Here is a 21,730-nt window from a genome sequence, read left to right as displayed (position 1 = left end):
AAATCAGCCCCCCCCTCGTGGATGCGGAAAACGCCGCAGCCACTGTCCGGCCGTACGCAGCCCCCAAGGCAGGGTCGCCCGCTGATTAGCCTCCCTAGGTATCGGCAGGGGTGGTTGCTGCGCCAGTAACAACCAGGCATGTTCCAGGCCCGAACGTCCGCAGCCGGTCACCATCCCGGCAGGCATCCGCAATTGCCAGGCCCAGCCCTGCTCCAGCACGGTGTCCAGCGCGGCACGGAGCATTTGCAGACGTTGCTCCACCGGCCAGCGTTGCAGTGCCGCACTTTCCCAGTCAAGTAACATCTGTCTCTGCCCTGCCTGCTCCCGTTCAAGCGTCGGCAGGCGCAGCTCCCCCTGTACGCCCAAAGACCAGTCCACCCGATGCCAAAGCACAGTGCCCAACCCTTCTCCGTGCCGACGCTCCCGCACCCAGAGCAAATCGCCGCTACCGCCGGGCTGACCTCCTTCCATCTCCTGATACCCCAGATCTGCTGGTGGCAGGAATTGCCCACCCGCAGCAGGGGCCACCCAAGGTTGATCTACTGGCTCCACCGCCAGATGCATACCGCGCCAGACAAAAGCGAAAGGAAAAGCGGAACCCATCTGCAAAGCGGGTAAAGGCGGCTGACCACGTAGCGGTGGGCGCCAGGTCAGCGCAACCAAGGCTTCCTGGCGCGCACCCACCCGCGTCAGAGTGCGGCGTGCATCACCCAGACGCAGTTCCAGCAGCCACAGAGGCCAGGGGCGTGAATTATGAATGCGTAGAAGCAGATCACCGGACTCTCCCGCGGTAAAAATCTGACCGGGCAGCACGGCGGCACGCACCCGCCAGAGGTTACCGACGGCGACAAAACCGGAGAGCACCATAATGGCCAGCATCATGGAAACCAGCAAGAACAAGACATTATTACCGGTGTTCACGGCAGCAAAGCCGAGGGCCAGGGTCAGCCCGACAAAGACCTTACCAGGACGGGAAAGACGTACCTCCCGCCGCTGGCGACTCACGGACCAAAACCCCAGGTATCCTGCATCAGCAGGGCCGTTAGCGCATCGCCGCTCAGGGATGCGCCAGGCAGCAAACGATGCCCCAGCACCGGTACCGTCACCGCGCGCAGATCATCGGGTGTCACAAAATCCCGGCCCGCCAGAAAAGCCCAGGCCTGTGCACTCGCCTTGAGCGCCAACAGACCCCGTGGCGACAATCCAGTCCGCACCCGCGCATCCTCACGGCTGTGTTGCGCCAGAGCCAAAAGCATTTCCTGTAGTTCAGGACTCAGGAATACTGCCGCAACTTCTACCTGCCACTGGCGCAGCAGCGCAGCATCAGCCAGAGCTTGCAGATCGACAGGCCGTCGGTTTTCCCCAGCCAACAACCGCCGCTCCGCCTCGCGGCTCGGATAGCCCAGCGACAGACGCAGCGTAAAGCGGTCCAGTTGACTCTCCGGCAGCGGGAAGACCCCAGCGTGCTCCTGCGGATTCTGGGTGGCGATCACAAAAAAGGGCTTGGGCAGCGGAAAGCTCTGCCCGTCTGCCGAAACCTGTCCTTCTGCCATAGCTTCCAGCAGGGCCGACTGACTGCGCGGCGAAGCCCGGTTGATTTCATCCATCAGTACTACGGCATGAAAAATCGGACCCCGATGAAAGACGAAGCGTTGCTCGCGCGGATCGAAGAGGCTACTCCCCAAGATATCCCCCGGCAGCATGTCCGCCGTCATCTGCACCCGCGCGAAATCCAGACCCAGCAGACGTGCCAATCCCAGCGACAAAGTCGTCTTGCCCACCCCCGGAACATCTTCCACCAGCACATGCCCGCCGGCCAGAAAGCCGGACAGAATCAGACGCAACGCCCGTTCTTTATCGAGCAATACCGCACCGAGTGCATCCAGCAGGCCCGCCGGAGATACCGTCATTGTGCCGCCGCCACATCCAGGCGCCGCGCCGCCAGCGCCTCATCCAGCCGCCCCACCGGCAGATGGTGGGGCGCTTCACGCAAAAGTTCCGGCTGCTCCAGTGCCTCCTGACGAATCTGCGCCATGACCTCCACGAAACGGTCCAGGGTTGCCTTGCTTTCCGTCTCCGTCGGCTCAATCAGCAAACACTCGGGCACCAGTTGCGGAAAGTAAATGGTCGGTGCGTGGATCCCGAAATCCAGCAGGCGCTTGGCCACATCCAGCGCCCGTATGCCCGTCGCCTTCTGCAAATCGCTGACGCTCAGGATGAATTCGTGACTGGCACGCCGCTCCGGGAAGGCCGCCTGATAACCCACCCGCTGCAATTCCTTGAGCAGGTAGTTGGCATTGAGCGCGGCATAAGCCGATACCCGACCTACCCCTACCCGACCCAGACGGCGTAGATAGGCATGGGCACGCAGCAACACGCCGATATTACCACCATAGGCACTGAGCCGACCGATACTCCGGGGCGACTCCTGCTCGGTCATCCAGTGCAGGGTACCCTCGCCTTCGCGCAGAACCGTGGGCAGAGGCAAGAAAGGCCGCAAGCGTTCCTGCACCGCTACAGCACCCGCACCCGGCCCACCGCCGCCATGGGGCGTAGCAAAGGTCTTATGCAGATTCAGATGCATTACATCAAAGCCCATCCGGCCCGGCTGCACCCGCCCGAGAATGGCATTCAGATTGGCGCCATCATAATAGAGCAGTCCCCCCACCCCATGAACGCGTGCGGCAATATCCGCAATCCGTCGCTCAAACACCCCCAAAGTGGAGGGATTGGTCAGCATAATTCCTGCCACATCCGGCCCGAGATGCTGATCTAAAAAGGCTATATCCAGATCACCATCAACCAGATTGGGAATTTCAACCACCGTAAACCCCGCCATCTGGGCACTGGCCGGATTGGTGCCGTGCGCCGCCGCAGGAATCAGCATTTTCCGCCGTCCATGGTCTCCACGCGCCGCATGATAAGCGCGGATCATGGCAACACCCGCCAACTCGCCCTGGGCGCCCGCCGCCGGGGTCAAACTCACCGCCGCCATGCCGGTTACCGCCGCCAGCCATTCCTGCAACTCCCAGAGCACCTGCAGAAGTCCCTGCATGGCTGGCGCCGGCGTATCCGGATGCAGGCGCGCGAAGCCCGGCAGCGAGGCCATGCTATGGGCAATCCGCGGATTATATTTCATGGTGCAGGAGCCCAGTGGATAAAAGTGAGTGTCGATGGAAAAATTCTTCTGCGACAGGCGGGTGTAGTGACGCAGCACCTCCAGCTCCGCCGGGTTGGGCAGATTCAGGGGCGCCTTCCGGAGCAGGTCCGCCGGGATATCGGACGGCAACTCCGCCGCTGGAAAATGATGATCGTAATCGAAAATGGAATCGCTCATATGGTCTCCAGGACAGCCGTCAGGGCATCGCGATACGCCAACAGGTCGGCCTCTTCCAGCAGCTCCGTGGTGCAAACCAACAGATCACCCGCCTCCCCCATCCCCCAGTCTGCCAGCGGAAGTCCCGCCAGCAGACCATGGTCCAGCAGCGCATCCCGCACCACCACGGCAGCCTGTGGCAGACGCAGCACAAATTCATGGAAGAAAGGTCCGCCATAAGGCAGGCGCACGCCCGGCACGACCGCCAACAGTTCCCGCAGCCGCACGGCACGTTCATGGCATAGCACCGCCGTCTGCTGCAAGCCATGCCCGCCCAGCGTCGCCATGTGGATGGTCGCTGCCGTCACCATCAGGCCCTGATTGGTGCAGATGTTGCTCGTCGCTTTACCGCGGCGAATATGCTGCTCCCGCGCCTGCAAGGTCAGACAAAAGCCCGCACGGCCCTGCCCGTCCACGGTTTTGGCAACCAGCCGTCCCGGTAACTGCCGCACATGGATCTTGCGGCAGGCGAGAAAACCAAAGTACGGCCCACCGCCGGTCAGGGGAATCCCCAGCGGCTGCCCTTCGCCCACCGCTATATCCGCGCCCTGGGTGCCCCAATCCCCCGGCGCCTTCAGCAGCGCCAAAGCCAGGGGATTGACCACGGCGATAGCCAGCAGGCCATGGCCATGGGCCCAGTCGGTCAGCGCATCCACGGACTCCAGCAAACCCAGGGCGTTACTCTGGGGAATAATCAGCGCCGCCGCATCCCCTGCATCCGCAGGCAATATCAGGGTGCCCGCCGCACGGTCATAAGGCACCGTCACCAAACGGATGTTTTGCAAGCCGAGCACGCTGTCCAACACCCGCCGCCAGCCCGGCAACAGGTTCTCCGGCACCAGCACCGACTTGTCGCTGCCCCGAATACGCAGCGCCATCAGGCAGGCCTCCGCCAGCCCCGAGGCCCCGTCGTAAAGTGAGGCGTTGCTCACCTCCAATCCGGTCAGCCGCGTGATAAAGCTTTGGTATTCATAAACGACCTGCAGCGTACCCTGACTGGCCTCCGGCTGATACGGCGTATAGGCGGAATAAAACTCGCCGCGCCCGGCAATTTCCCAGACAATGGCTGGGATGTGGTGGGCATAAGCGCCGCCTCCCGCAAAGCAGCGCAACGGCGCATTGCTCAGGGCCCGCCCCTCCAGTTCGCGGTGCAGGGCCATCTCCGACAGCCCTTCGGGCAAGACCATATCCTGCACTTGCAATTTTGGCGGGATCTCATCAAACAACTGGTCGAGGCGATCAACGCCGACGGCGGCCAACATGGCCGCCGTCTCCAACCCATCGTGGGGAATATAGGGCATTTATTTAAGACTCCGCTAATTTACCGTAAGCTGCTGCATCCAAGAGTCCGGCACAGGCTGCGGCGTCGGCCTCGACCACCATAATCCAGCCCTGACCATAGGGGTCTTCATTGAGCCACTGCGGGTTATCCCCCAGCCCGTCATTACGCTCCACCACCGTGCCATTGACGGGCGCATACAAATCCGCCGCCGCCTTGACCGACTCCAGCACGCCGCAGACTTCGCCACCATGAATCGCCTTGCCGACATCAGGCACTTCCACATACACCAGATCCCCCAGCAATTCCTGGGCATGATCGGTAATCCCTACCCGGTAGCGTCCGCTCCCCAGATCTTCGACCCACTCATGGGTATCGCTGTAACGCAACATCTCCGGAATCTTGCTCATGCCGCATGCTCCTCAGGAAAAGAAAAAGTTGCCACGCCTTTCCGCCAGAAAGGCGGCTTTACCACCAGAGCCGGACGCCGCGCCCCGCGCACCACAACGGCGCATACGGCCCCCGGCTCCAGCGCCGCATCGACACGGGCCAGCGCGATACCACACTGCAGGCTAGGCGAGAAAATACCGCTGGTGATCACCCCACAAGGTTGCCCCAGCGCATCTTCCACCACATAACCATGACGGGGAATCCCCTCACGCATCGCCAGACCAATCAATTTGCCGCCACTCCCCGCGGCCAACTGTGCCTCCAGTGCCGCTCGCCCCAGGAAATCCCGCTCTACGGCACGCAAATCCACCGTCCAGGCCAGATTGCTCGCGTAAGGCGAAACCGCCGTCGTCATATCCTGACCGTAAAGATCCAGCCCCGCCTCCAGACGCAGACTATCCCGTGCCGCCAACCCGGCTGGCCGCACCCCGGCAGCCACCAGCCGATCCGCCAGGCCCGGCAACAAAGTATTCGCGGCGATCACTTCGACACCATCTTCACCCGTATAACCTGTGCGCCCGACGAAGAAGTCACCCTGCTCCAATGCGTGAAAAACCGGCAACTCCGCCAATGCAGGCATCCCCAACACCGTCGCCGCCATGGCCCGCGCTGTGGGACCCTGTACCGCTAGAATCCCCAGATCCGGCCGCTTCTGCAGGGTCACCTGCCAGCCCCGGGCATCCACCAGGGTCTGCAGGTGCGCCGTGTCCGCCTCCGCCCCGCCCGCATTCAGCACAATCCGATACCTACCATCTCCACGATGCGTGACAATCAGATCGTCAATAATCCCGCCATCATCTTGCAGCATCGTGCTGTACAGTGCCTTACCCGGCACCGCATCCAGCTTCGCCACATCGTTGGCCAAGGCATAACGCAGCAACGTCCGCGCATCCGGTCCACTCAGGTCCAAAGGCCGCATGTGCGAGACATCAAAAAGCCCCGCCGTCTGCCGCACCGCCTCATGCTCCGCCAATTGCGAGCCGTAGTTCAGGGGCATCTCCCAACCCGCGAAATCCACCATGCGCGCGCCATGCGCGACATGCCAGTCATAGAACGCCGTGCGCTGTGCTGAGATCGTGCTCATAAAACGGCCGCCGCCGTCACGCTCGGCACCTCTGCAATGAGCGCTGCCCACTTTGTCTTATTCATGCCATCCCTCTTTATGCTTGCGATTAGTCCCGGAAGTTATTGAATTGTATTGGCAGACCAAAATCGTGCCCCCGCAGCGCGGCAATAGCAGCCTGCAGCTCGTCCCGGCTCTTGCCGGACACCCGCAACTGGTCTCCCTGAATACTGCCCTGCGCCTTGAACTTACCGTCCTTCAGGAACTTGATCATGCGCTTGGATACTTCTGTCTCCAACCCGACTTTCAGGCCCAGCACCTGTCGCTCCATTCCACCCGCCGCAGACGCCACTTTACCCACATCCAGTGCCTGCAAATCCACCCCGCGCTTCACCATACGCATTGAGAGCAAATCAATCATCTGCCCCAGCTTGTATTCATCTTCAGCGACCAGGATGATCTCCTTCTCCTTGCGCTCCATCGACGCCTTGCTGCCCTTAAAGTCATAGCGGGTGTTTATTTCCTTAACCGTTGTATGCAGGGCATTATCCACTTCCTGCATATCCACTTCAGACACCACATCAAAACTTGGCATAGAATCTCACTTCAACTTGTGTGTACATGGGAATAGGGAACATGGGTGTGACCCTCGCGACCCCCGGCACGGCAGCCTGGACAATCGGTCACCCAGCGCACGCCCGCAAGGGTGATCTCTTTTTTCCAGAAAGGCGCGCTGGTTTTCAGGACATCCATCAAAAAGCGGCAGGCATCAAAGGCCGCCGCCCGGTGCCGCGACCAGACCGCCACCATCACAATGTTGTCCTGGGGCGCCAGATGCCCATAACGATGAATAATCAGGCTATCGAGAATATCATAGCGCCGGGCTGCCTCGGCACTGATGCGCTCCAGTTCGCGCTCTGTCATCCCCGGATAATGCTCGATCTCCATGGCCAAAATATCTGCCGTCTCGCTATAATCGCGCACCGTCCCGATAAAAGTAACCGAACCACCCGCCCCGGCAATGGCATCCACTGGATAAGCCGCCATCTCCGCCATGGGCTCAAAATCTTCCTGCTGAACCTTAATAATCACAACTAACCACCTGTTACTGGCGGAAAAAATGCTACCTCATCGCCATCATGCACCACCCCAGAAAAAGGTACATGCTGCAAATTTACCGCGGCCAGCAAATGCGCGTCTTGCAGCAGCACACCGGTCGCATCTTCCGCCAGCAACAGCACCTCCGCTACCGTTACGCCCCCCTCCGGGATCAGCAAGGATATTTCCCCCACTCCAACACGCTCGCGCACGCTGGCAAAAAACTTCACATAGATCATGAAAGAAACACCTCAGCAAGAAGCAAAATGATAAGCCTGCACGCGCCAGCCATCAACCATATCCGAAATCTTTACAGCTATCGTCTTTCCGCCTATCTTTGCGCCATGGAAACCTTCTTCAATCACTATCTGCTTTTCCTCGCCGACACCGTCACCATCGTGGTCGCCTTGCTTATCGTTGCGGGCGGCATCACCGCTATTGCCGTGAGCAAACGTAAAAACCCCACATCAGGGCAGGTGCAGGTCAGCGACCTGCGCAAGCAACTAGAACAATCCAGTGAAAACGTCCAGCAATACCGGCTGAATAAAAAAGCCCTGAAAGCCCATCAAAAGACCCTCAAAAAAGACCGCAAAGACAAGGCTAAAGATCCCATTACCGAAAGCTGTACTTATCTGCTCGATTTTAAGGGCGACATCCGCGCCTCTGCCGTCAGCGCCCTGCGTGAAGAAATCTCCGCCATTATTCAGGCCACCAAACCCGGCGACGCCGTCTTGCTCCGCTTAGAAAGCGGCGGCGGCATGGTCAATACCTACGGCCTCGCCGCAGCCCAGATATTGCGCCTGCGCGCCGCCAAAATCCATGTCACGGCACTGGTCGACGCTGTCGCCGCGAGTGGCGGCTACATGATGGCCGTCACTGCCGACCGCATTGTCGCCAGCCCTTTTGCCCTCATCGGCTCCATTGGCGTGGTCGCACAAATCCCCAACTTCCACCGCTGGCTGCAAGACCGCAACATCGACTGGGAACAGTTCACCGCAGGCAAATTCAAACGCACGGTCACCCTATTCGGCGAGAATACCGACAGCGGGCGAGCCAAGCTGCGCGAAGAACTGGAAGAAACCCATGCCCTATTCCGCGAATTTGTGCAGCAGTACCGCCCGCAACTGGATTTAGAGCAGGTGGCCACCGGCGAGGCCTGGCTGGGGAGCAAGGCCTTACAACTAGGACTGGTAGATCAGCTCGCCACCAGCGACGAAATTATTCTGGAAGCGGCACAAAAGGGCAAAGTGCTCACCCTCCATTACCAGCGCCAAAAGACATTCCCCCAACGTCTCGGCCTCGCCGCCCAGCAAAGCTGGGACAAACTCTGGCAAACGCCACTCTGAAGCAGTCCATGCTAAGGATATCCCTTGTCGCGGCGAATACCGGAACACCACCCAGAACCTCAGAATCCAAGCCTACATCTCTGGCGAATTTACCGTTATATGACCCGCGATCAGTGCGATTGTTCTATTTATTTCCTTTTGCAGCTATTACCAAACGGCTATCCTGATGCTTCGGTCTTCCGCACCGATACCCGCTTCTGCCACGCCATTATCGCGTCGACAACCTCCTGATCAAAGTCCATGATTTCGTGTTCTTTTACTAGTTGTTTCGCTGCCTGAACCTGCGTATTAATCTGCCAGGTTCGCGAAATATTCTGGAAATAGGGGTCGGCATCCAGGTAGCAATTTTCTTGAGGCAAGGCACGCTTCAATTTGAGTGGTTTACCTTCTTCAGCACGGCACAGTACGGTTTTTGAATTAATTTCTGCTACGGCATACGCCCGTAGTGCCATTATCGTCCCGCTGTACGGCACATGCTCCACAAGCCAAAACTTATCCCCCACTTCGGCATCGGCGAAATCCAGATATTTACCGTATGCATTTCCCGTTGCAATTAACATAGTTATCCCTCTCTACGTTGCGGATGCCCGCCACATGCTCAGCGCGAGCAGCAGCCAGGAAAGAATCAGTGTTATTCCACCCACGGGTGCAAAAAAAGCCCAAGATACGTCGCCGGTCAGCGTCAGCAGATAGAGTCCGCCGCAGAACAGTAGCGTACCCAAGGCCATCAGTCCTCCTGCCGCATAAAGCAAGCGCCGTTTGCCATACTGGCGGATCAACACGCCGATGAACAACAGACCGAGCCCGTGATAAATCTGAAAACGATTCGCAATATCGTAAATATGCAAGTCCTCGGCACTCACCCGGCCAGCCACCAGATGATCTCCTGCCGCGCCGAAAATCACCGCCAGGGCCATCACCAATGCGCCCAGTGCTACAAAACGCCCACCCCACCGCGCCGCCGCAGTCCCTATCAAACATTCCGCCATACTATTCTCCTTGCCAGCACTCTGCGTTTATAGCCCATGTGCGAGGCCGGGTTCAAATACGGGTGTATCCATCCACACCTTTCATAAGCCTGTGCTATGCTTGGCAACGCAATTTCAGGAGGCATCATGGCAACACATAAGATTTGCATTCTCGGCGGCAGCGGTTTTGTCGGGCGTCATCTGGCTGAGCGTTTAAGTCAAGGCGGGCACTCGGTACGCATTCTGACGCGTAACCGCGAGCGCAACCGTGAAAACCTGCTGGTGCTCCCCGGCGTGGAAGTGGTTGAGGCTGATGTCCATGACCCCATCGCCTTAGAAAAACAACTCGAAGGATGCAATGTAGTCATCAACCTCGTTGGTATCCTCAATGAAAACAACCCCGGCCGCGAAGATTATCCGCCCGAGCGACATGGTGATTTCGAGAAAAATCACATAGAGCTGCCGCGCTTGGTGGCGAATACCTGCGGACATCTGGGCATTCCGCGTCTGCTCCACATGAGCGCCTTAGGGGCCAATCCCATTGGTCCCAGTGCCTATCTGCGATCCAAGGGGATTGGTGAGGAGATCATCCGCCAGTCTGGTGAGAACAGCGCGGAAATGGGTCACTTTAATTACCTGACTGGCCCAAAACTACTCTGGGGGCGCGGTCTGAAGGTAACGTCTTTCCGCCCTTCGGTAATTTTTGGTGAAGGAGACCGCTTTTTTAACCGCTTCGCTCAGTTGCTGCGCGGCATCCCTTTTTTCATTCCCATGGCTGGCACCAACGCCAAAATGCAGCCGGTCTGGGTAGAGGACGTGGTCAGTGCCTACGTGCAGTCCATTGATGATGAAAAAACCTATGGCAAGGCCTATGACTTGTGCGGTCCCAAGGTGTACACCCTCGGCGAACTGATGGCTTACACCCAGAGCCTGATTGGCACCCATCGTGCCATCGTGCCCCTCGGTAACTTTGTCGGCAACCTGCAAGCCAGTATCATGGAGAAGCTGCCGGGCAAAATGCTCACGCGCGATAATTTGCGTTCCCTGTCCGTAGACAATATATGCACCCGGAAGGATCTGGCTGACGTATTTCATATTCAGGCCACCGCCATTGAGAGCGTGGTACCCGGCTATCTGAGGAAAAAAGGTGCCCGTGCGGAGCGTCTGGCCGAAATCCGCAACCGGCGCGCCTAAGCACCAAACCAGCTAATGGGTGGGTGAGCCGACATCTCCCCGCCCAAAGGTGTCCAGAAGTTCTGCAGCGACATCTCCAGACACTTCACCGAGGACAGCCGTCATTCCGGCCAGGGCACGAGTGTCCCCTTGACCTGCTGCCAGACTGAACAGTTCGTAGGCATAATGCAGATCCCTGCGCAGCCCTATCCCCTGATAAAACATCAATCCTAAATTAAACTGGGCGGGCGCATCGCCCTGATCTGCTGCTGCCCCGTACCACCTGGCGGCTTCCAGATAGTCCTGTTTAACTTCAATGCCTTCGGCATATTTCACGCCCATATTGAATTGCGCCACTGGGTCACCCGCTTGTGCCCGTTCCTGCAAGTCGCGCAAGCTGCGGATACCCGCCAGAGCCATCAGATCCAGGGATTCGCCGCCCTTAGTCATCACTTACCCCCGATAATTTGCACATCCGTCAATTTCTGCTCGTCGCTTTGCAAGCCCCAGGCGGTCAAGCGTGCCCGATCGGCTGTAGACCAGACCGCACGGTGCAATGCGAGCATTGAGTTGCGATCACTGAGCAGTATGTTGCGCTCGCGGTTATTGAGCCCCTGCGGACCCTGCTCCAATGCTTTGTGGCAGAGATTCGCCGCGCGTGGCCAGGCACCCGTGCGATTACGCTGCAAGGCGGTATGTATGGCGTTAAAGCGCGGATCCACCACAACCTGTATGAAGGGATCTCCTTCAATGTGGGGCAGATAGGCTACGCTATCCACACTGAGCGCCTGCAACTCTTGCGGGACGTGCATCTCTTCGGGAATAACGAAGAGACGCTGACGCCGCGCCCAGCGTCCCAGTGCTGGCCGACTTGTCCAGGCAGCAAGTGGCACCGCTGCCGTCAATCCGCCAAGTATGGGTACCAGCCAGACAAAATGCCAGACACCCAGAAAGGGGTACAAAAGCGCTGCCAAACTCAGGCCCAGCGCAGAATACCAGCCAAAGTACCGGAAGGCATCGGCCCAGGAGGTTTCCTGATCACCGCGCACCTGCCCGCCCCAGTGCACACCTCGCCCCATCAATGTCTGTATCACGAACTGGCTATGAAAGGCCATACGGATAGGTGCCATGAGGATCGAAAAAAGACTCTCGAAAAACATGCTGGCCAACAGACTGAATAAGCCACCGAAATGGTCTTTTTGACCGCGCTGACGCACGACCCAGAGCACCGCCATAAATTTGGGTGACAGCAGCAGAATAACCGTTACCCCAAACAGCCAGAAGGGCATGGGATCGGCCAGCCAGCCCCAGTCAAAGAGCGCTATACTGCCGTCACTGGCTGTATTGGCCCAGTGCAGTGAGCCCAGTGCTCCAAGGATTAAAAATGTTCCCCATAAAGGCGCCGCCAAAAATGACATGGCACCGTTGATAAAGAGAAAACGATGCGCCGGGCGCAGTCCTTCCCCCGCGAGCAGGCGCAGATGTTGAAGATTGCCTTGCGCCCAGCGACGGTCCCGTTTGAGATCATCAATCAGTGTCGGTGGTACTTCTTCATAGCTCCCCGACAGGCTAGGCACAAACCATACCTCCCAGCCACTTTTGGCCATGAGCGCCGCTTCAACAAAATCATGGCTCAGCAGCGGGCCGCCTAGGGGCGCGCGCCCCGGCAACACGGGCAAAGCACAATATTGGGTGAAGGGTACGGTACGCAGAATGGCGTTGTGGCCAATATAATGGCCGTCACCCAGTTGCCAGAAGCGCAGACCAGCACTGAAGATCGGTCCGTACAAATGCTGTGCAAACTGTTGCAGGCGGGCATAGAGAGTTTCGCGATTGACGGCCAGCGGCTGAGTCTGGATGATGCCGACCTGTGGATTGCCCTCCATCATCTCCAGCATCCGGTAGAGCGTCTCGCCGTTCATCACACTGTCGGCGTCGAGCACAACCATATATTCATAATCCTTACCCCAGCGACGACAAAAGTCCGCCACATTGCCACTCTTGGCCTTGTTGTTGATGGGCCGCCGCCGGTAATGGATACGGCCAAAAGCATCTAAAGACTGACAGAGGGCTGACCACACCAGCTCTTCGCGCAGCCAGATCGAGGGATCACGAGTGTCGCTCAGCAAAAAAAACTCGAAGTGCGCGAGCGCTCCAGCATGTTGCAGAGATTTATAAGTCGCCTGGAGGCCCGCTGCGACTCGCTCTACCTCTTCGTTATAGATGGGCATGACTATAGCTACACGACTCTGCGGACGCGGCTCCGCAAGATGCAACTCGGGGCTACCCGGTACGGTATCTGTTCGTCCGCGCATAAGCAGAATAAATCCCACCAATGCGGTCCAAAAGCCCGCAGAGATCCAGGCAAACAATAATACGAAAATCAGCAGTGTTGGGATTTCCAGCCACAGAGGCAGACGATCGGTCAGTACCTGAGCGAGCATCAGGCCTGCGCTACACGCGGGCAAAATGATGAAGGTGCTGAGCCAGTAGCGCCGGTACCGGCCGATGGCTTCCCATGGCCGGGCGCTGCTACGGCCCATATTCAGGCTTCTCCGGGCAACACGCGCCGAATCGCACTAATCGCACTGCGGTCCAGCAGTGCAGACTGGAAAAGGCGCAACAAGGCCGTACCCCAGGAGCGATCCAAAGGCCGCGAGATCATGCTGGACCGCACAATAGCCGGGGCCATTTGGCGCTGCAACCAGCGACAGGATTTACCGTCATGGGTTCCGCCCACGGGCAGGTTGAGAGACAGATCCAGACGCGCATCCAGTTCATCGCCATCCGTCAGGGTTGCCAAGGCCATGTGCAGACTCGCAAAGGCCTGCGCATAAAGTGCTTCGCCTTCCATGTCGGTGCCACTCAGCTGCGCGACCACTTCCCCGCGAATCCACAGCCGCTGCGCCTCGCTTAAGGACAGGCGAGCCATGTACTGCTCCACACGGGTCAGCACCAGAGCATTGTTTGCGACGACCATGGCCTCCGCTGTCCAACCCGCCAGTAGCTCACCCGCAGGATTGACGCTGTAGCTTGATTCATCTTTAAACATTACGCCTACTCCTTTGCCGCACGTAAGAGATATGTCCAGGTATTACTCATCACCTGGTTGTCCAAGGTTAAAAAACACCGCACGTTGCTGGGCGAATCCGGTTGCGGCTGAATAACCGCAAGCACCCGCCAGACATGGTCTTCTTTATTCCATTCCAACTTTTGACTGAGCACTTTGGCATTGTCTGCAGCATTGAGGTGGATCTGCATGGGCACAGTCCCCGGCAGATTCGGGAGGGCGCCGCCCGCGAAATCAATTACCACCGTCCGCGCACCAGGCACTTTTATGTCATTACCCAAATAGGTGGCCACCGGATGAGCCAGCGGTATCAGACCGTGGTTATTGAGGAAAAAGCGCACGGTATACGCAAAATGCAGGGGTGTTTTGGGCGCAGGCTCATGCTCTGGCACCCAAAACACAGCAATATTATCCATATCGCGGTTGTTGGTGGGGAGTTCTATCAGACGTACCTGCCCCTTGCCCCAGTCGCCATCGGGCTGGACCCAGACGCTGGGACGCCGCTGGTAGTTGGTCTCGATCCCTTCATACGCGGAGAACTGACGATCCTCCTGAATCAGGCCGAAACCCTCGGGGTGATCCATGTCGTAAGTAGTGGTCTGGATGTACAAAGGGTTGTCTATGGGCCGGGTGATCCATTCGCCGTTGCCGTTGGCCATGACCAAGTCACTGGAATCATGCTGCGCCGGATGCCAGTCACCGGCGCTGATACCACGTCCATGTCCGTGCCAGTACATGCTGGTCAGGGGCGCAAGCTCCAGCACCTTTACCGGCTTGCGCAGGTAAATGGTGGCATCGACATGTACTGTGCTGCTATCACCCTGCTGGATGGTGAAGCGATAGGCACCCGTCGCCACCGGACTGTCCATAAGTGCGTAGACCACCATCCGGGTAGCGCCCGCCTTGGGCTGCACCAGCCAGAATTGTTTGAAGTAGGGGAAGATTTCGCCGGAAGGCTGAGCCGTGTCGATCCCGAGGCCACGTGTCGACGTCCCGTAGATGGCATTTTTCCCCACGGCGCGGAAATAAGTCGCACCGAGGAAGGAGATGAACTCGTTATAACGCGGCGGCGTATTCAGCGGCGCGAGCAGACGGAAGCCTGCGTAACCGAGTTCGCTGGGCATATCTTTGGGTACGTTTAGATCACCGAAGCTGAAATGCTTTAGCGTAAAGCGGATGGGCTGCACCACACCATCCACAACGCTGCGGATAACCACTGGGCGGTGAAACCAAGAGCCGGGCAGATAAAACTGTGCCTGAAACGGCAAATTGTCGCCACGCCAGAGTGGCATAACATCCTGAATTTGCGCATATTGTTCAGGGCTGAGGTCTTTCAGGAAGGCTGGGATGGGTAGCGGCTTCGCATCATAAGTGCTGTTCACCAACGTTTTGGCCTTGGCCTCCACGTTGGTCATGCTAAAATCAGCCGCATATACAGGCAGTGTCATCGCCCATCCTGCGAGCCCCAGTAGGGCGGCGGCCAGTAGCTTTAGTGACGGGCGATTCAGATGATAAACATTCATGGCAGAACAAAAGCAAAACTTATGCCAGTTTTATAACTACATAATTTTGTAGTTATTATTATTATTTTAAAGCGGTGATTGTCGCTTGCACCCGACGCTTTTAGAGGGATGGGCCATGAATCGACCGCACCGGAGAGTCTGCTCTTGCAGGCGGGTTTCAGGCAAGCTTTATAGCTCACTGAAAACATTATATTATCACAAGACATTGATAGATTGTTCCCATAAACAATGGGCTTCAGCCATTGAAGATGACGAGGGCTTGCGTCGCTGTCAAACAACACAATTTATTTGTCCAATGCTTGAGTTGCAGGGGGCCTACTGGCCTGGTCAGCAGCAACCCGCCATACACATGACATATAACTTTAAGAATACTTCTTATTTTATTGAAAAAGATGGAGCCATGGAAACAACAAATTATGACATCACGATTATCGGTAGCGGCCCAGGTGGCTATCGCGCGGCAGTACTCGCCGCTCTGCGTGGCAAAAAAGCCGCGATCATCGAGACACAGACCTGGGGTGGCACCTGTTTGAACCGCGGTTGCGTCCCCAAAAAGGACTGGCATGAGACGGCAAAGTGGATCGAGCAAAGTCGTCATTTCGAGAAACGGGGCGTTGTGGGTTTGGCGCTCACAGGAGATATGGCGCAAGCCTGGCAGCACCAGCATAAAGTGGTCGAGACGGTGCGCGCCAGCTACGTCGATTATCTGAAACGTCTTGGTGTGCATCTTTATAATGGCACCGGGCACTTCCTCGATCCGCAGCGCATTCAAATCCAGAGCGCTGCGGGTTTGACGGAAATCCATACGGAAGCCAGCATCATTGCCACCGGATCGGTGCCATCCCTACCCCAGGGAATCACCACGGTACCCGGTAAGGCGCTGACAAGCGATATGCTTTATGACGACGGCGTCCCCAGTGGGGACCGGGTAATTATGGTGGGCGGCGGGGTTATCGGCACCGAGTTCGCGTATATTTTCACCCAACTCGGCAAACAGGTGGAATGGCTGACACACTCCCCTTCCCTCGCCCATACCCGGTATTCCCCGCAGGCCAAGGATACGCTCAAAGCGGCGCTGGCGGCGTTGAATATCCATCCACAGGCCGGATTCAAGATCGCCCGCATTGAAACGACGGCCGCTGGAGTGACGGTCTTCGATGACCGGGGGAAGTCGGTTCAGGGCGATTGGCTGCTGCTCGCTACCGGGCGCCATGCTTTTACGGAGGGATTGGGGCTGGAAAACACCAGTGTCACCCTGGATGATCGCGGATTTGTACAGACCAATACTATGCTGGAGACGGAAGAATCCGGCATCTATGCCATTGGCGATGCGGTCGGACCGATCATGAATGCCAATCAGGCCCTCAACGATGCCCAGATAGTCATCCACAATCTGCTCAGCGCAGAAAAACAGGAACGCGATCCGCTCTGGGTGCCGGAACTGGTTTATTCGGCAGTGGAACTGGCGCGTATCGGGATGGATGATGATGCGGCCGAAGATCTGGGCTTTGAACCAGCCGTGGGTTTTGCCGCTTTTGAGACCTCACCGCGGGCACTGGGGCAGGATGATAGTGTGGGCTTCGTCCGTTTGTTGGCGGACATGGATAGCGGCGAACTGCTCGGCGGTGAAATTGTCGGCCGCGATGCTGGCGAGCTGATTCACCTGCTCGCCAGCAGTGGCAACCGCGATGAGGCCTTGCGTAAGATCGTCGAAACTCGCGTCAACCATCCCTCGCGCGCGGAGGAACTAGTGAATGCCGCCGAAACGCTGGCGGCACGATGGGGTCTGGAAGAGCAGATTTTTGGGACAACAGATTAACGGATTGCAGGGCTACCAAGGGGTGCCAACCATCCCCCACACCCCCATCAGAATCACCACCAGCGATAAGAGCAGGTTGACGCCAGAAACCAGGCGGACCTGACTCAAGGCACGTGCACCCGCCTTCCAGTCCTGATCGCGGACGGCACGCCGTAGCCGTTTGAGCGGCGCAAAGTAGACATGCAGCGACAGCATCACCATGATCGTACCCAACAACATCATCATTGAGATCGGCGCACTGAGGGTGGCAAAGCCCCCGTAGAACAGCGGTACCATGGTGTAACCACTGCTGAGCAATACTACACCGGATATCCAGACCCACAGAAAAAATCGGCGCAGGATGACGTGCAGCAAAGGAATTCGGGTGCTGGCCTGAGCGATTTCTGCCTGCAGAACGGGTGCCAACACGACCGTGGCGAAAAAAAGACCGCCAATCCAGATCACTACGGCAACAATATGTACGAATTGTTCAATCCATAACACATTCACTGGCATGCTATCGTCTCCTGGGAATCGGCAATTGTATGAAGAAAGGTACGTAAATCCAGCAGTTCGTCCTCACAAAGGGTGTGCTCCATGGGATAACGGTGAGCGCTTATCCTATAACCCAATACTTCCATCATCTGCTGGGCAATATCCATATAAGAAATGGGCAAGACGGCGTCCTGTTGCCCGTGCGCCAAAAATATCAGCGGCGACTTGGCCGTAGCTGTCGACAGCTGGGCGCGCAACGGCAGGTAGGCACTCAGGGCAAGCACCGCCTTGGTCACATAACCGCTATGCAACGCGGTATAGAGCGACATGGCGCCGCCCTGCGAGAATCCACCGAGAATGATAGAGGATCCCTTACCCGCCTCATGATCCAGTAGGACGCTGAGCCGCTTGGCCATGTCCTGTAATCCTTCCGCATCTTCCGCGGAATGGCTGTCTGAACCATAAATGTCATACCAGGCCCGCATCGGTCTGCCGCCGTTGATGCGGACCGGGCGCACAGGCGCATTGGGAAATACCCAGCGGCAGCGGCCTTCCGGGTCTACAAGATCCGCCACCCCGGCGAGGTCTTCCATAGAGGCACCGAGGCCGTGCAGCAGCACAACGCAAGGAGCGTCCGCATCGCGACCGGGGCGCGTCAGCAGACCCTCCGGCCAAATATTATGGCTCAACGACATGTTCGGTATGACTCCTCAATGCATCTAACTTACGATATAAAGTGCGTTCGCTTACGCCCAGACGTTGCGCCAGACTGCGGCGATCCCCACCGTAACTTCCCCGCGCCCAGCGTAGATATTGTTCTTCCAGTTCCGCCAGAGGAATGATTTCTGCAACGCCTGGTACGGAGGACTGTCTGGCAGACACGGCGTTTGCCGTGCCGGATTTCTTCTGCCCTGGCAGATGCTGAAGGTTTGCGGGCAAATGCTCGGGGAGAATCCAGATATCATCAGCCAGTAGTGCGGCACGCTCCAGGATGTTGCGCAATTCACGAATATTGCCAGGATAATCATAGTGTTGAAGAATATCCAGCGCGCCCGCATGAAGATGGAGACCCTTGGCCACGGGCAATCGCTGCAGAATAGCTTTCGCCAGCGGGGGAATATCCTCCAGGCGCTCACGCAGCGCGGGCAACACGATAGGAAAGGTATTCAAACGATAATATAGATCCTGCCGGAACCGCTCCTCCTCGACCATTCTTTCCAGCGGGCGGTGTGTAGCCGAGATCAGGCGGAACTGCGAACGAATCGGCTCCACGCCCCCCACTCGCCGGAAATAACCCGTTTCCAGCAGGCGCAGGAGTTTTACCTGCAAGCTGAGGGGAATATCGCCGATTTCATCCAGAAAAAGGGTGCCACCATTAGCCGCTTCTACCAAGCCAATTTTGCGCGAGTGTGCGCCGGTAAATGCTCCTTTCTCATGGCCGAAGAGCTCACTCTCAAAGAGGGTTTCGGGCAATCCCGAGCAATCCACCGCCACAAAGGGCCCGTTGCGAACCCGGCTACCCTGATGTATAGCTGCGGCGGCCAGCTCTTTGCCCGTGCCGGACTCCCCCAGCAGCAATACGACGGCCTCACTGGGGGCCGCTCGTCGGATAAGCGCGGTAACGTCCTGCCAGGCGGGGGAGTTGCCGACCATAGCTGGAGCGGATTGCACAACCGACTGCGGTATAAGAATCAGAAGTTCGAGAAAATAAACGACTTCAGCGTTATCGTTGCGAATGGGGTACAGATCAATCTGGGCGTTTCCGGAGGTACCGCTATGCACCACATGCTGATCGGTACCAGAACGCTGACACGTATCGAGGGGGCACTGGTTGCCCCCCTGACGACATGTGTAGCCTGCTTCCGCCATGATTTCGTAACAGCGCCGCCCCTGTAAAGGCTTACCATCACCGAAAACCCGTCGGTAGGCCTGATTGGCGGCAAGGACCGTGTAATCTGAGCAAAGCAATACCGCCGGAGCGCTAAAACAGTTTAACAGCGACGTCATTTCCGGTCGTAACTGCTTGAGTAAATCCGTCATGACCCTCCCCATCGTAGCTCACACGCCAGATCGCGCTACCCGCACGCGAGCACTCTCCCCGGCAGGCATGCCAACTATAACAGCTTCTGCCAATTCGCGTATGTCATATCTGACAGTCATATTGATTAACGTAGATAGATATTTTTCCCCAGCCGTTTGAAATCCTCAGCCTTTTCCTGCATACCTTCTAAGCGCGCGGTCTCAATATCTTCGCCTTTAGACTGGGCATACTCCTGCAAATCCTGAGAGATTTTCATGGAACAGAAATGCGGACCGCACATAGAGCAGAAATGGGCCGCCTTGGCGCCTTCCTGCGGGAGGGTCTCGTCGTGATATTCCCGCGCCTTTTCCGGATCCAGCCCGAGGTGAAACTGGTCCTCCCAGCGAAATTCAAAACGCGCCTTGGACAGGGCATTGTCGCGCACCTGCGCACCGGGATGCCCCTTGGCCAGGTCGGCGGCATGGGCGGCAATCTTGTAGGTAATCGCCCCCTCCCGCACATCGTTTTTGTCCGGCAGGCCGAGATGTTCTTTGGGCGTGACGTAGCAGAGCATGGCCGTGCCATACCAACCGATCTGGGCGGCGCCGATGGCGCTGGTAATATGGTCATAGCCAGGGGCAATGTCCGTGGTCAGTGGTCCGAGCGTGTAAAACGGGGCCTCGAAACAGTGCTGCAGCTCCTCCTCCATATTGGCCTTGATGAGTTGCATGGGGACATGGCCGGGGCCTTCGATCATGACCTGCACATCGTGCTTCCAGGCAATCTGGGTGAGTTCACCCAGGGTATGCAGCTCGGCAAACTGGGCCTCGTCATTGGCGTCGGCCAGGGAACCGGGACGCAACCCGTCGCCAAGGGAGAAGCTCACGTCATAGGCCTTCATGATTTCGCAGATTTCTTCAAAATGAGTATAGAGGAAGCTCTCCTGATGGTGGGCGAGACACCATTTGGCCATGATGGAACCACCACGCGACACGATACCGGTAAGGCGATGCGCGGTCAGCGGGACGTAACGCAGCAGGACACCGGCATGGATGGTGAAGTAATCCACCCCCTGCTCCGCCTGTTCGATGAGGGTGTCGCGGTAGAGATCCCAGGTGAGGTCTTCGGCCTTACCGTCCACCTTTTCCAAAGCCTGATAAATCGGCACGGTACCGATGGGCACGGGGCTATTGCGGATAATCCATTCGCGGGTTTCGTGAATATGCTTACCGGTGGACAAATCCATGACCGTATCGGCACCCCAGCGGATTGACCAGACCATTTTTTCCACTTCTTCAGCGATGGACGAGCTGACTGCAGAGTTGCCGATATTGGCATTGATCTTCACCAGAAAATTGCGGCCGATAATCATCGGCTCCAACTCAGGATGGTTGATATTGGCGGGAATGATGGCGCGGCCCCGGGCAATTTCGTCACGCACAAATTCCGGGGTAATGGTGTCGGGGATCTGCGCGCCGAAGGACTCACCACGATGGGCGCGGAACAGCGCCGGATGGCTGGCGCGCAGACGCTCCAGACCCTGGTTTTCGCGGATGGCGACGAACTCCATCTCGGGGGTGATGATGCCATGCCGCGCATAGTGCATCTGGGAGACGTTGCCGCCATTGGCCGCCCGGCGGATTTCGCGGCGATGATTGAAACGCAGATCGGCCGTGCGGACATCCGCCAGACGGGCACGGCCATAGGCGGAACTGGGCTCGGGACGGCTGGCGATGGCCGTATCTGGCTGCGACCACTGCCAGCGCAGGGCAGGCAAGCCCGCATGAATATCGATGATCGCGTCCGGGTCGGTGTAGGGACCGCTGCAATCATAGACCGGGATAGAAGGATTGCTTTCGAGGCTGCCGTCCCGTTTCCGCGAATCGCTCTGCTGGATCTCTCGCAGGGGGACACGCAATTCCGGGAACATCTCCCCGGCGAGATAACGCTTGTGTGAGCCGGGAATCGGGCCGCAGGTTACCACGGCATCCTGCATGGTGGTCACAACATCTGTGGGGCGGGTAGCCATCAATCATTCCTCCTAAAAATTTATCCGATTATTGCGGAACAA

21 protein-coding genes and 1 pseudogene are annotated in these 21,730 nt (G+C 57.8%); 3 read left to right on the top strand and 19 right to left on the bottom strand.

All coding sequences use genetic code 11. The features are described 5' to 3' along the window. Positions 1-3 precede the first annotated feature (3 nt). The 9 genes from H2515_RS06925 to H2515_RS06885 all read right to left on the bottom strand — a co-directional run bounded on the left by H2515_RS06925 (position 4) and on the right by H2515_RS06885 (position 7,505). Positions 4-1,005, bottom strand: coding sequence for a hypothetical protein (locus tag H2515_RS06925; protein ID WP_065412614.1), 1,002 nt, complete (start codon positions 1,003-1,005; stop codon positions 4-6). Next, a complete protein-coding gene (locus H2515_RS06920; protein WP_065412613.1) occupies positions 1,002-1,910 on the bottom strand; it encodes an AAA family ATPase in 909 nt (302 codons plus the stop codon). The genes H2515_RS06925 and H2515_RS06920 overlap by 4 nt, the downstream gene beginning before the upstream one ends. After that, a complete protein-coding gene (gene gcvPB, locus H2515_RS06915) occupies positions 1,907-3,337 on the bottom strand; it encodes an aminomethyl-transferring glycine dehydrogenase subunit GcvPB (RefSeq protein ID WP_051984700.1) in 1,431 nt (476 codons plus the stop codon). Before gcvPB ends, H2515_RS06920 begins: the two co-directional genes overlap by 4 nt. Further along, entirely contained in the window at positions 3,334-4,677 is a 1,344-nt protein-coding gene (gcvPA, locus tag H2515_RS06910) for an aminomethyl-transferring glycine dehydrogenase subunit GcvPA (RefSeq protein ID WP_065413941.1), read from the bottom strand. Before gcvPA ends, gcvPB begins: the two co-directional genes overlap by 4 nt. 4 nt (positions 4,678-4,681) lie before the next feature. Continuing rightward, positions 4,682-5,065 (bottom strand): glycine cleavage system protein GcvH, encoded by a 384-nt coding sequence (gcvH, locus tag H2515_RS06905; protein WP_014029171.1) that lies wholly within the window; start codon positions 5,063-5,065, stop codon positions 4,682-4,684. After that, on the bottom strand, positions 5,062-6,189 hold the full coding sequence (gcvT, locus tag H2515_RS06900; RefSeq protein ID WP_198661269.1) for a glycine cleavage system aminomethyltransferase GcvT: 1,128 nt from the start codon (positions 6,187-6,189) through the stop codon (positions 5,062-5,064). The genes gcvH and gcvT overlap by 4 nt, the downstream gene beginning before the upstream one ends. 88 nt (positions 6,190-6,277) lie before the next feature. Then, on the bottom strand, positions 6,278-6,763 hold the full coding sequence (locus tag H2515_RS06895; RefSeq protein ID WP_014029173.1) for a YajQ family cyclic di-GMP-binding protein: 486 nt from the start codon (positions 6,761-6,763) through the stop codon (positions 6,278-6,280). A gap of 11 nt (positions 6,764-6,774) precedes the next feature. Further along, positions 6,775-7,260, bottom strand: a complete 486-nt coding sequence (locus H2515_RS06890; RefSeq protein WP_198661268.1) for a molybdenum cofactor biosynthesis protein MoaE — start codon at positions 7,258-7,260, stop codon at positions 6,775-6,777. 2 nt (positions 7,261-7,262) lie between these two features. Next, a complete protein-coding gene (locus tag H2515_RS06885) occupies positions 7,263-7,505 on the bottom strand; it encodes a MoaD/ThiS family protein (RefSeq protein WP_014029175.1) in 243 nt (80 codons plus the stop codon). Positions 7,506-7,532: 27 nt separating this feature from the next. On the opposite strand from H2515_RS06885, the gene sohB reads away from it, so the two are divergent. Beyond that, entirely contained in the window at positions 7,533-8,612 is a 1,080-nt protein-coding gene (gene sohB / locus H2515_RS06880; protein ID WP_232821604.1) for a protease SohB, read from the top strand. A 158-nt stretch (positions 8,613-8,770) separates the two neighbouring features. Here sohB and H2515_RS06875 read toward each other — a convergent pair whose 3' ends face one another. Further along, complete coding sequence (locus tag H2515_RS06875) at positions 8,771-9,172, bottom strand: hypothetical protein (RefSeq protein ID WP_014029177.1); 402 nt, start codon at positions 9,170-9,172, stop codon at positions 8,771-8,773. Positions 9,173-9,184: 12 nt separating this feature from the next. Beyond that, complete coding sequence (locus tag H2515_RS06870; RefSeq protein ID WP_035191664.1) at positions 9,185-9,601, bottom strand: DUF423 domain-containing protein; 417 nt, start codon at positions 9,599-9,601, stop codon at positions 9,185-9,187. A 96-nt stretch (positions 9,602-9,697) separates the two neighbouring features. Here H2515_RS06870 and H2515_RS06865 point away from each other — a divergent pair. Further along, positions 9,698-10,420: pseudogene (locus H2515_RS06865) on the top strand (NAD-dependent epimerase/dehydratase family protein); the annotation flags it as partial. Between the two features lie 366 nt (positions 10,421-10,786). Here the strand turns inward: H2515_RS06865 and H2515_RS06860 are convergent. Genes H2515_RS06860 through H2515_RS06845 form a run of 4 tightly spaced genes read right to left on the bottom strand, consistent with a single transcriptional unit; the run spans position 10,787 to position 15,346 of the window. Further along, positions 10,787-11,203, bottom strand: coding sequence for a tetratricopeptide repeat protein (locus H2515_RS06860; protein ID WP_198661266.1), 417 nt, complete (start codon positions 11,201-11,203; stop codon positions 10,787-10,789). Then, the gene (mdoH, locus tag H2515_RS06855) at positions 11,203-13,296 is read right to left on the bottom strand and encodes a glucans biosynthesis glucosyltransferase MdoH (protein WP_198661265.1); all 2,094 of its coding nucleotides are present in this window, start codon (positions 13,294-13,296) and stop codon (positions 11,203-11,205) included. Before mdoH ends, H2515_RS06860 begins: the two co-directional genes overlap by 1 nt. 2 nt (positions 13,297-13,298) lie before the next feature. Next, positions 13,299-13,805 (bottom strand): hypothetical protein, encoded by a 507-nt coding sequence (locus H2515_RS06850; protein WP_198661264.1) that lies wholly within the window; start codon positions 13,803-13,805, stop codon positions 13,299-13,301. A 5-nt stretch (positions 13,806-13,810) separates the two neighbouring features. Continuing rightward, positions 13,811-15,346: a glucan biosynthesis protein gene (locus tag H2515_RS06845; RefSeq protein ID WP_198661263.1), complete on the bottom strand. Its 1,536-nt coding sequence runs from the start codon at positions 15,344-15,346 to the stop codon at positions 13,811-13,813. A gap of 400 nt (positions 15,347-15,746) precedes the next feature. Here H2515_RS06845 and H2515_RS06840 point away from each other — a divergent pair, with 400 nt between their 5' ends. After that, a complete protein-coding gene (locus H2515_RS06840) occupies positions 15,747-17,165 on the top strand; it encodes a dihydrolipoyl dehydrogenase family protein (protein WP_198661262.1) in 1,419 nt (472 codons plus the stop codon). 12 nt (positions 17,166-17,177) lie between these two features. Here H2515_RS06840 and H2515_RS06835 read toward each other — a convergent pair whose 3' ends face one another. From H2515_RS06835 to thiC, 4 genes are all read right to left on the bottom strand, one after another. Continuing rightward, positions 17,178-17,660, bottom strand: coding sequence for a CopD family protein (locus H2515_RS06835; RefSeq protein WP_051984701.1), 483 nt, complete (start codon positions 17,658-17,660; stop codon positions 17,178-17,180). Beyond that, positions 17,651-18,334 (bottom strand): alpha/beta hydrolase, encoded by a 684-nt coding sequence (locus H2515_RS06830; protein ID WP_198661261.1) that lies wholly within the window; start codon positions 18,332-18,334, stop codon positions 17,651-17,653. The genes H2515_RS06835 and H2515_RS06830 overlap by 10 nt, the downstream gene beginning before the upstream one ends. Further along, the gene (locus H2515_RS06825) at positions 18,318-19,679 is read right to left on the bottom strand and encodes a sigma-54 interaction domain-containing protein (protein ID WP_198661260.1); all 1,362 of its coding nucleotides are present in this window, start codon (positions 19,677-19,679) and stop codon (positions 18,318-18,320) included. Before H2515_RS06825 ends, H2515_RS06830 begins: the two co-directional genes overlap by 17 nt. Positions 19,680-19,804: 125 nt before the next feature. Further along, a complete protein-coding gene (thiC, locus tag H2515_RS06820; protein ID WP_065413931.1) occupies positions 19,805-21,688 on the bottom strand; it encodes a phosphomethylpyrimidine synthase ThiC in 1,884 nt (627 codons plus the stop codon). Positions 21,689-21,730: the final 42 nt, after the last annotated feature.

The organism is Acidithiobacillus ferrivorans (assembly GCF_016250455.1).
Taxonomy (GTDB): domain Bacteria; phylum Pseudomonadota; class Gammaproteobacteria; order Acidithiobacillales; family Acidithiobacillaceae; genus Acidithiobacillus; species Acidithiobacillus ferrivorans.
Note: the sequence above shows the minus strand (reverse complement) of the source record. Positions and strands in the feature narration are given on the sequence as shown.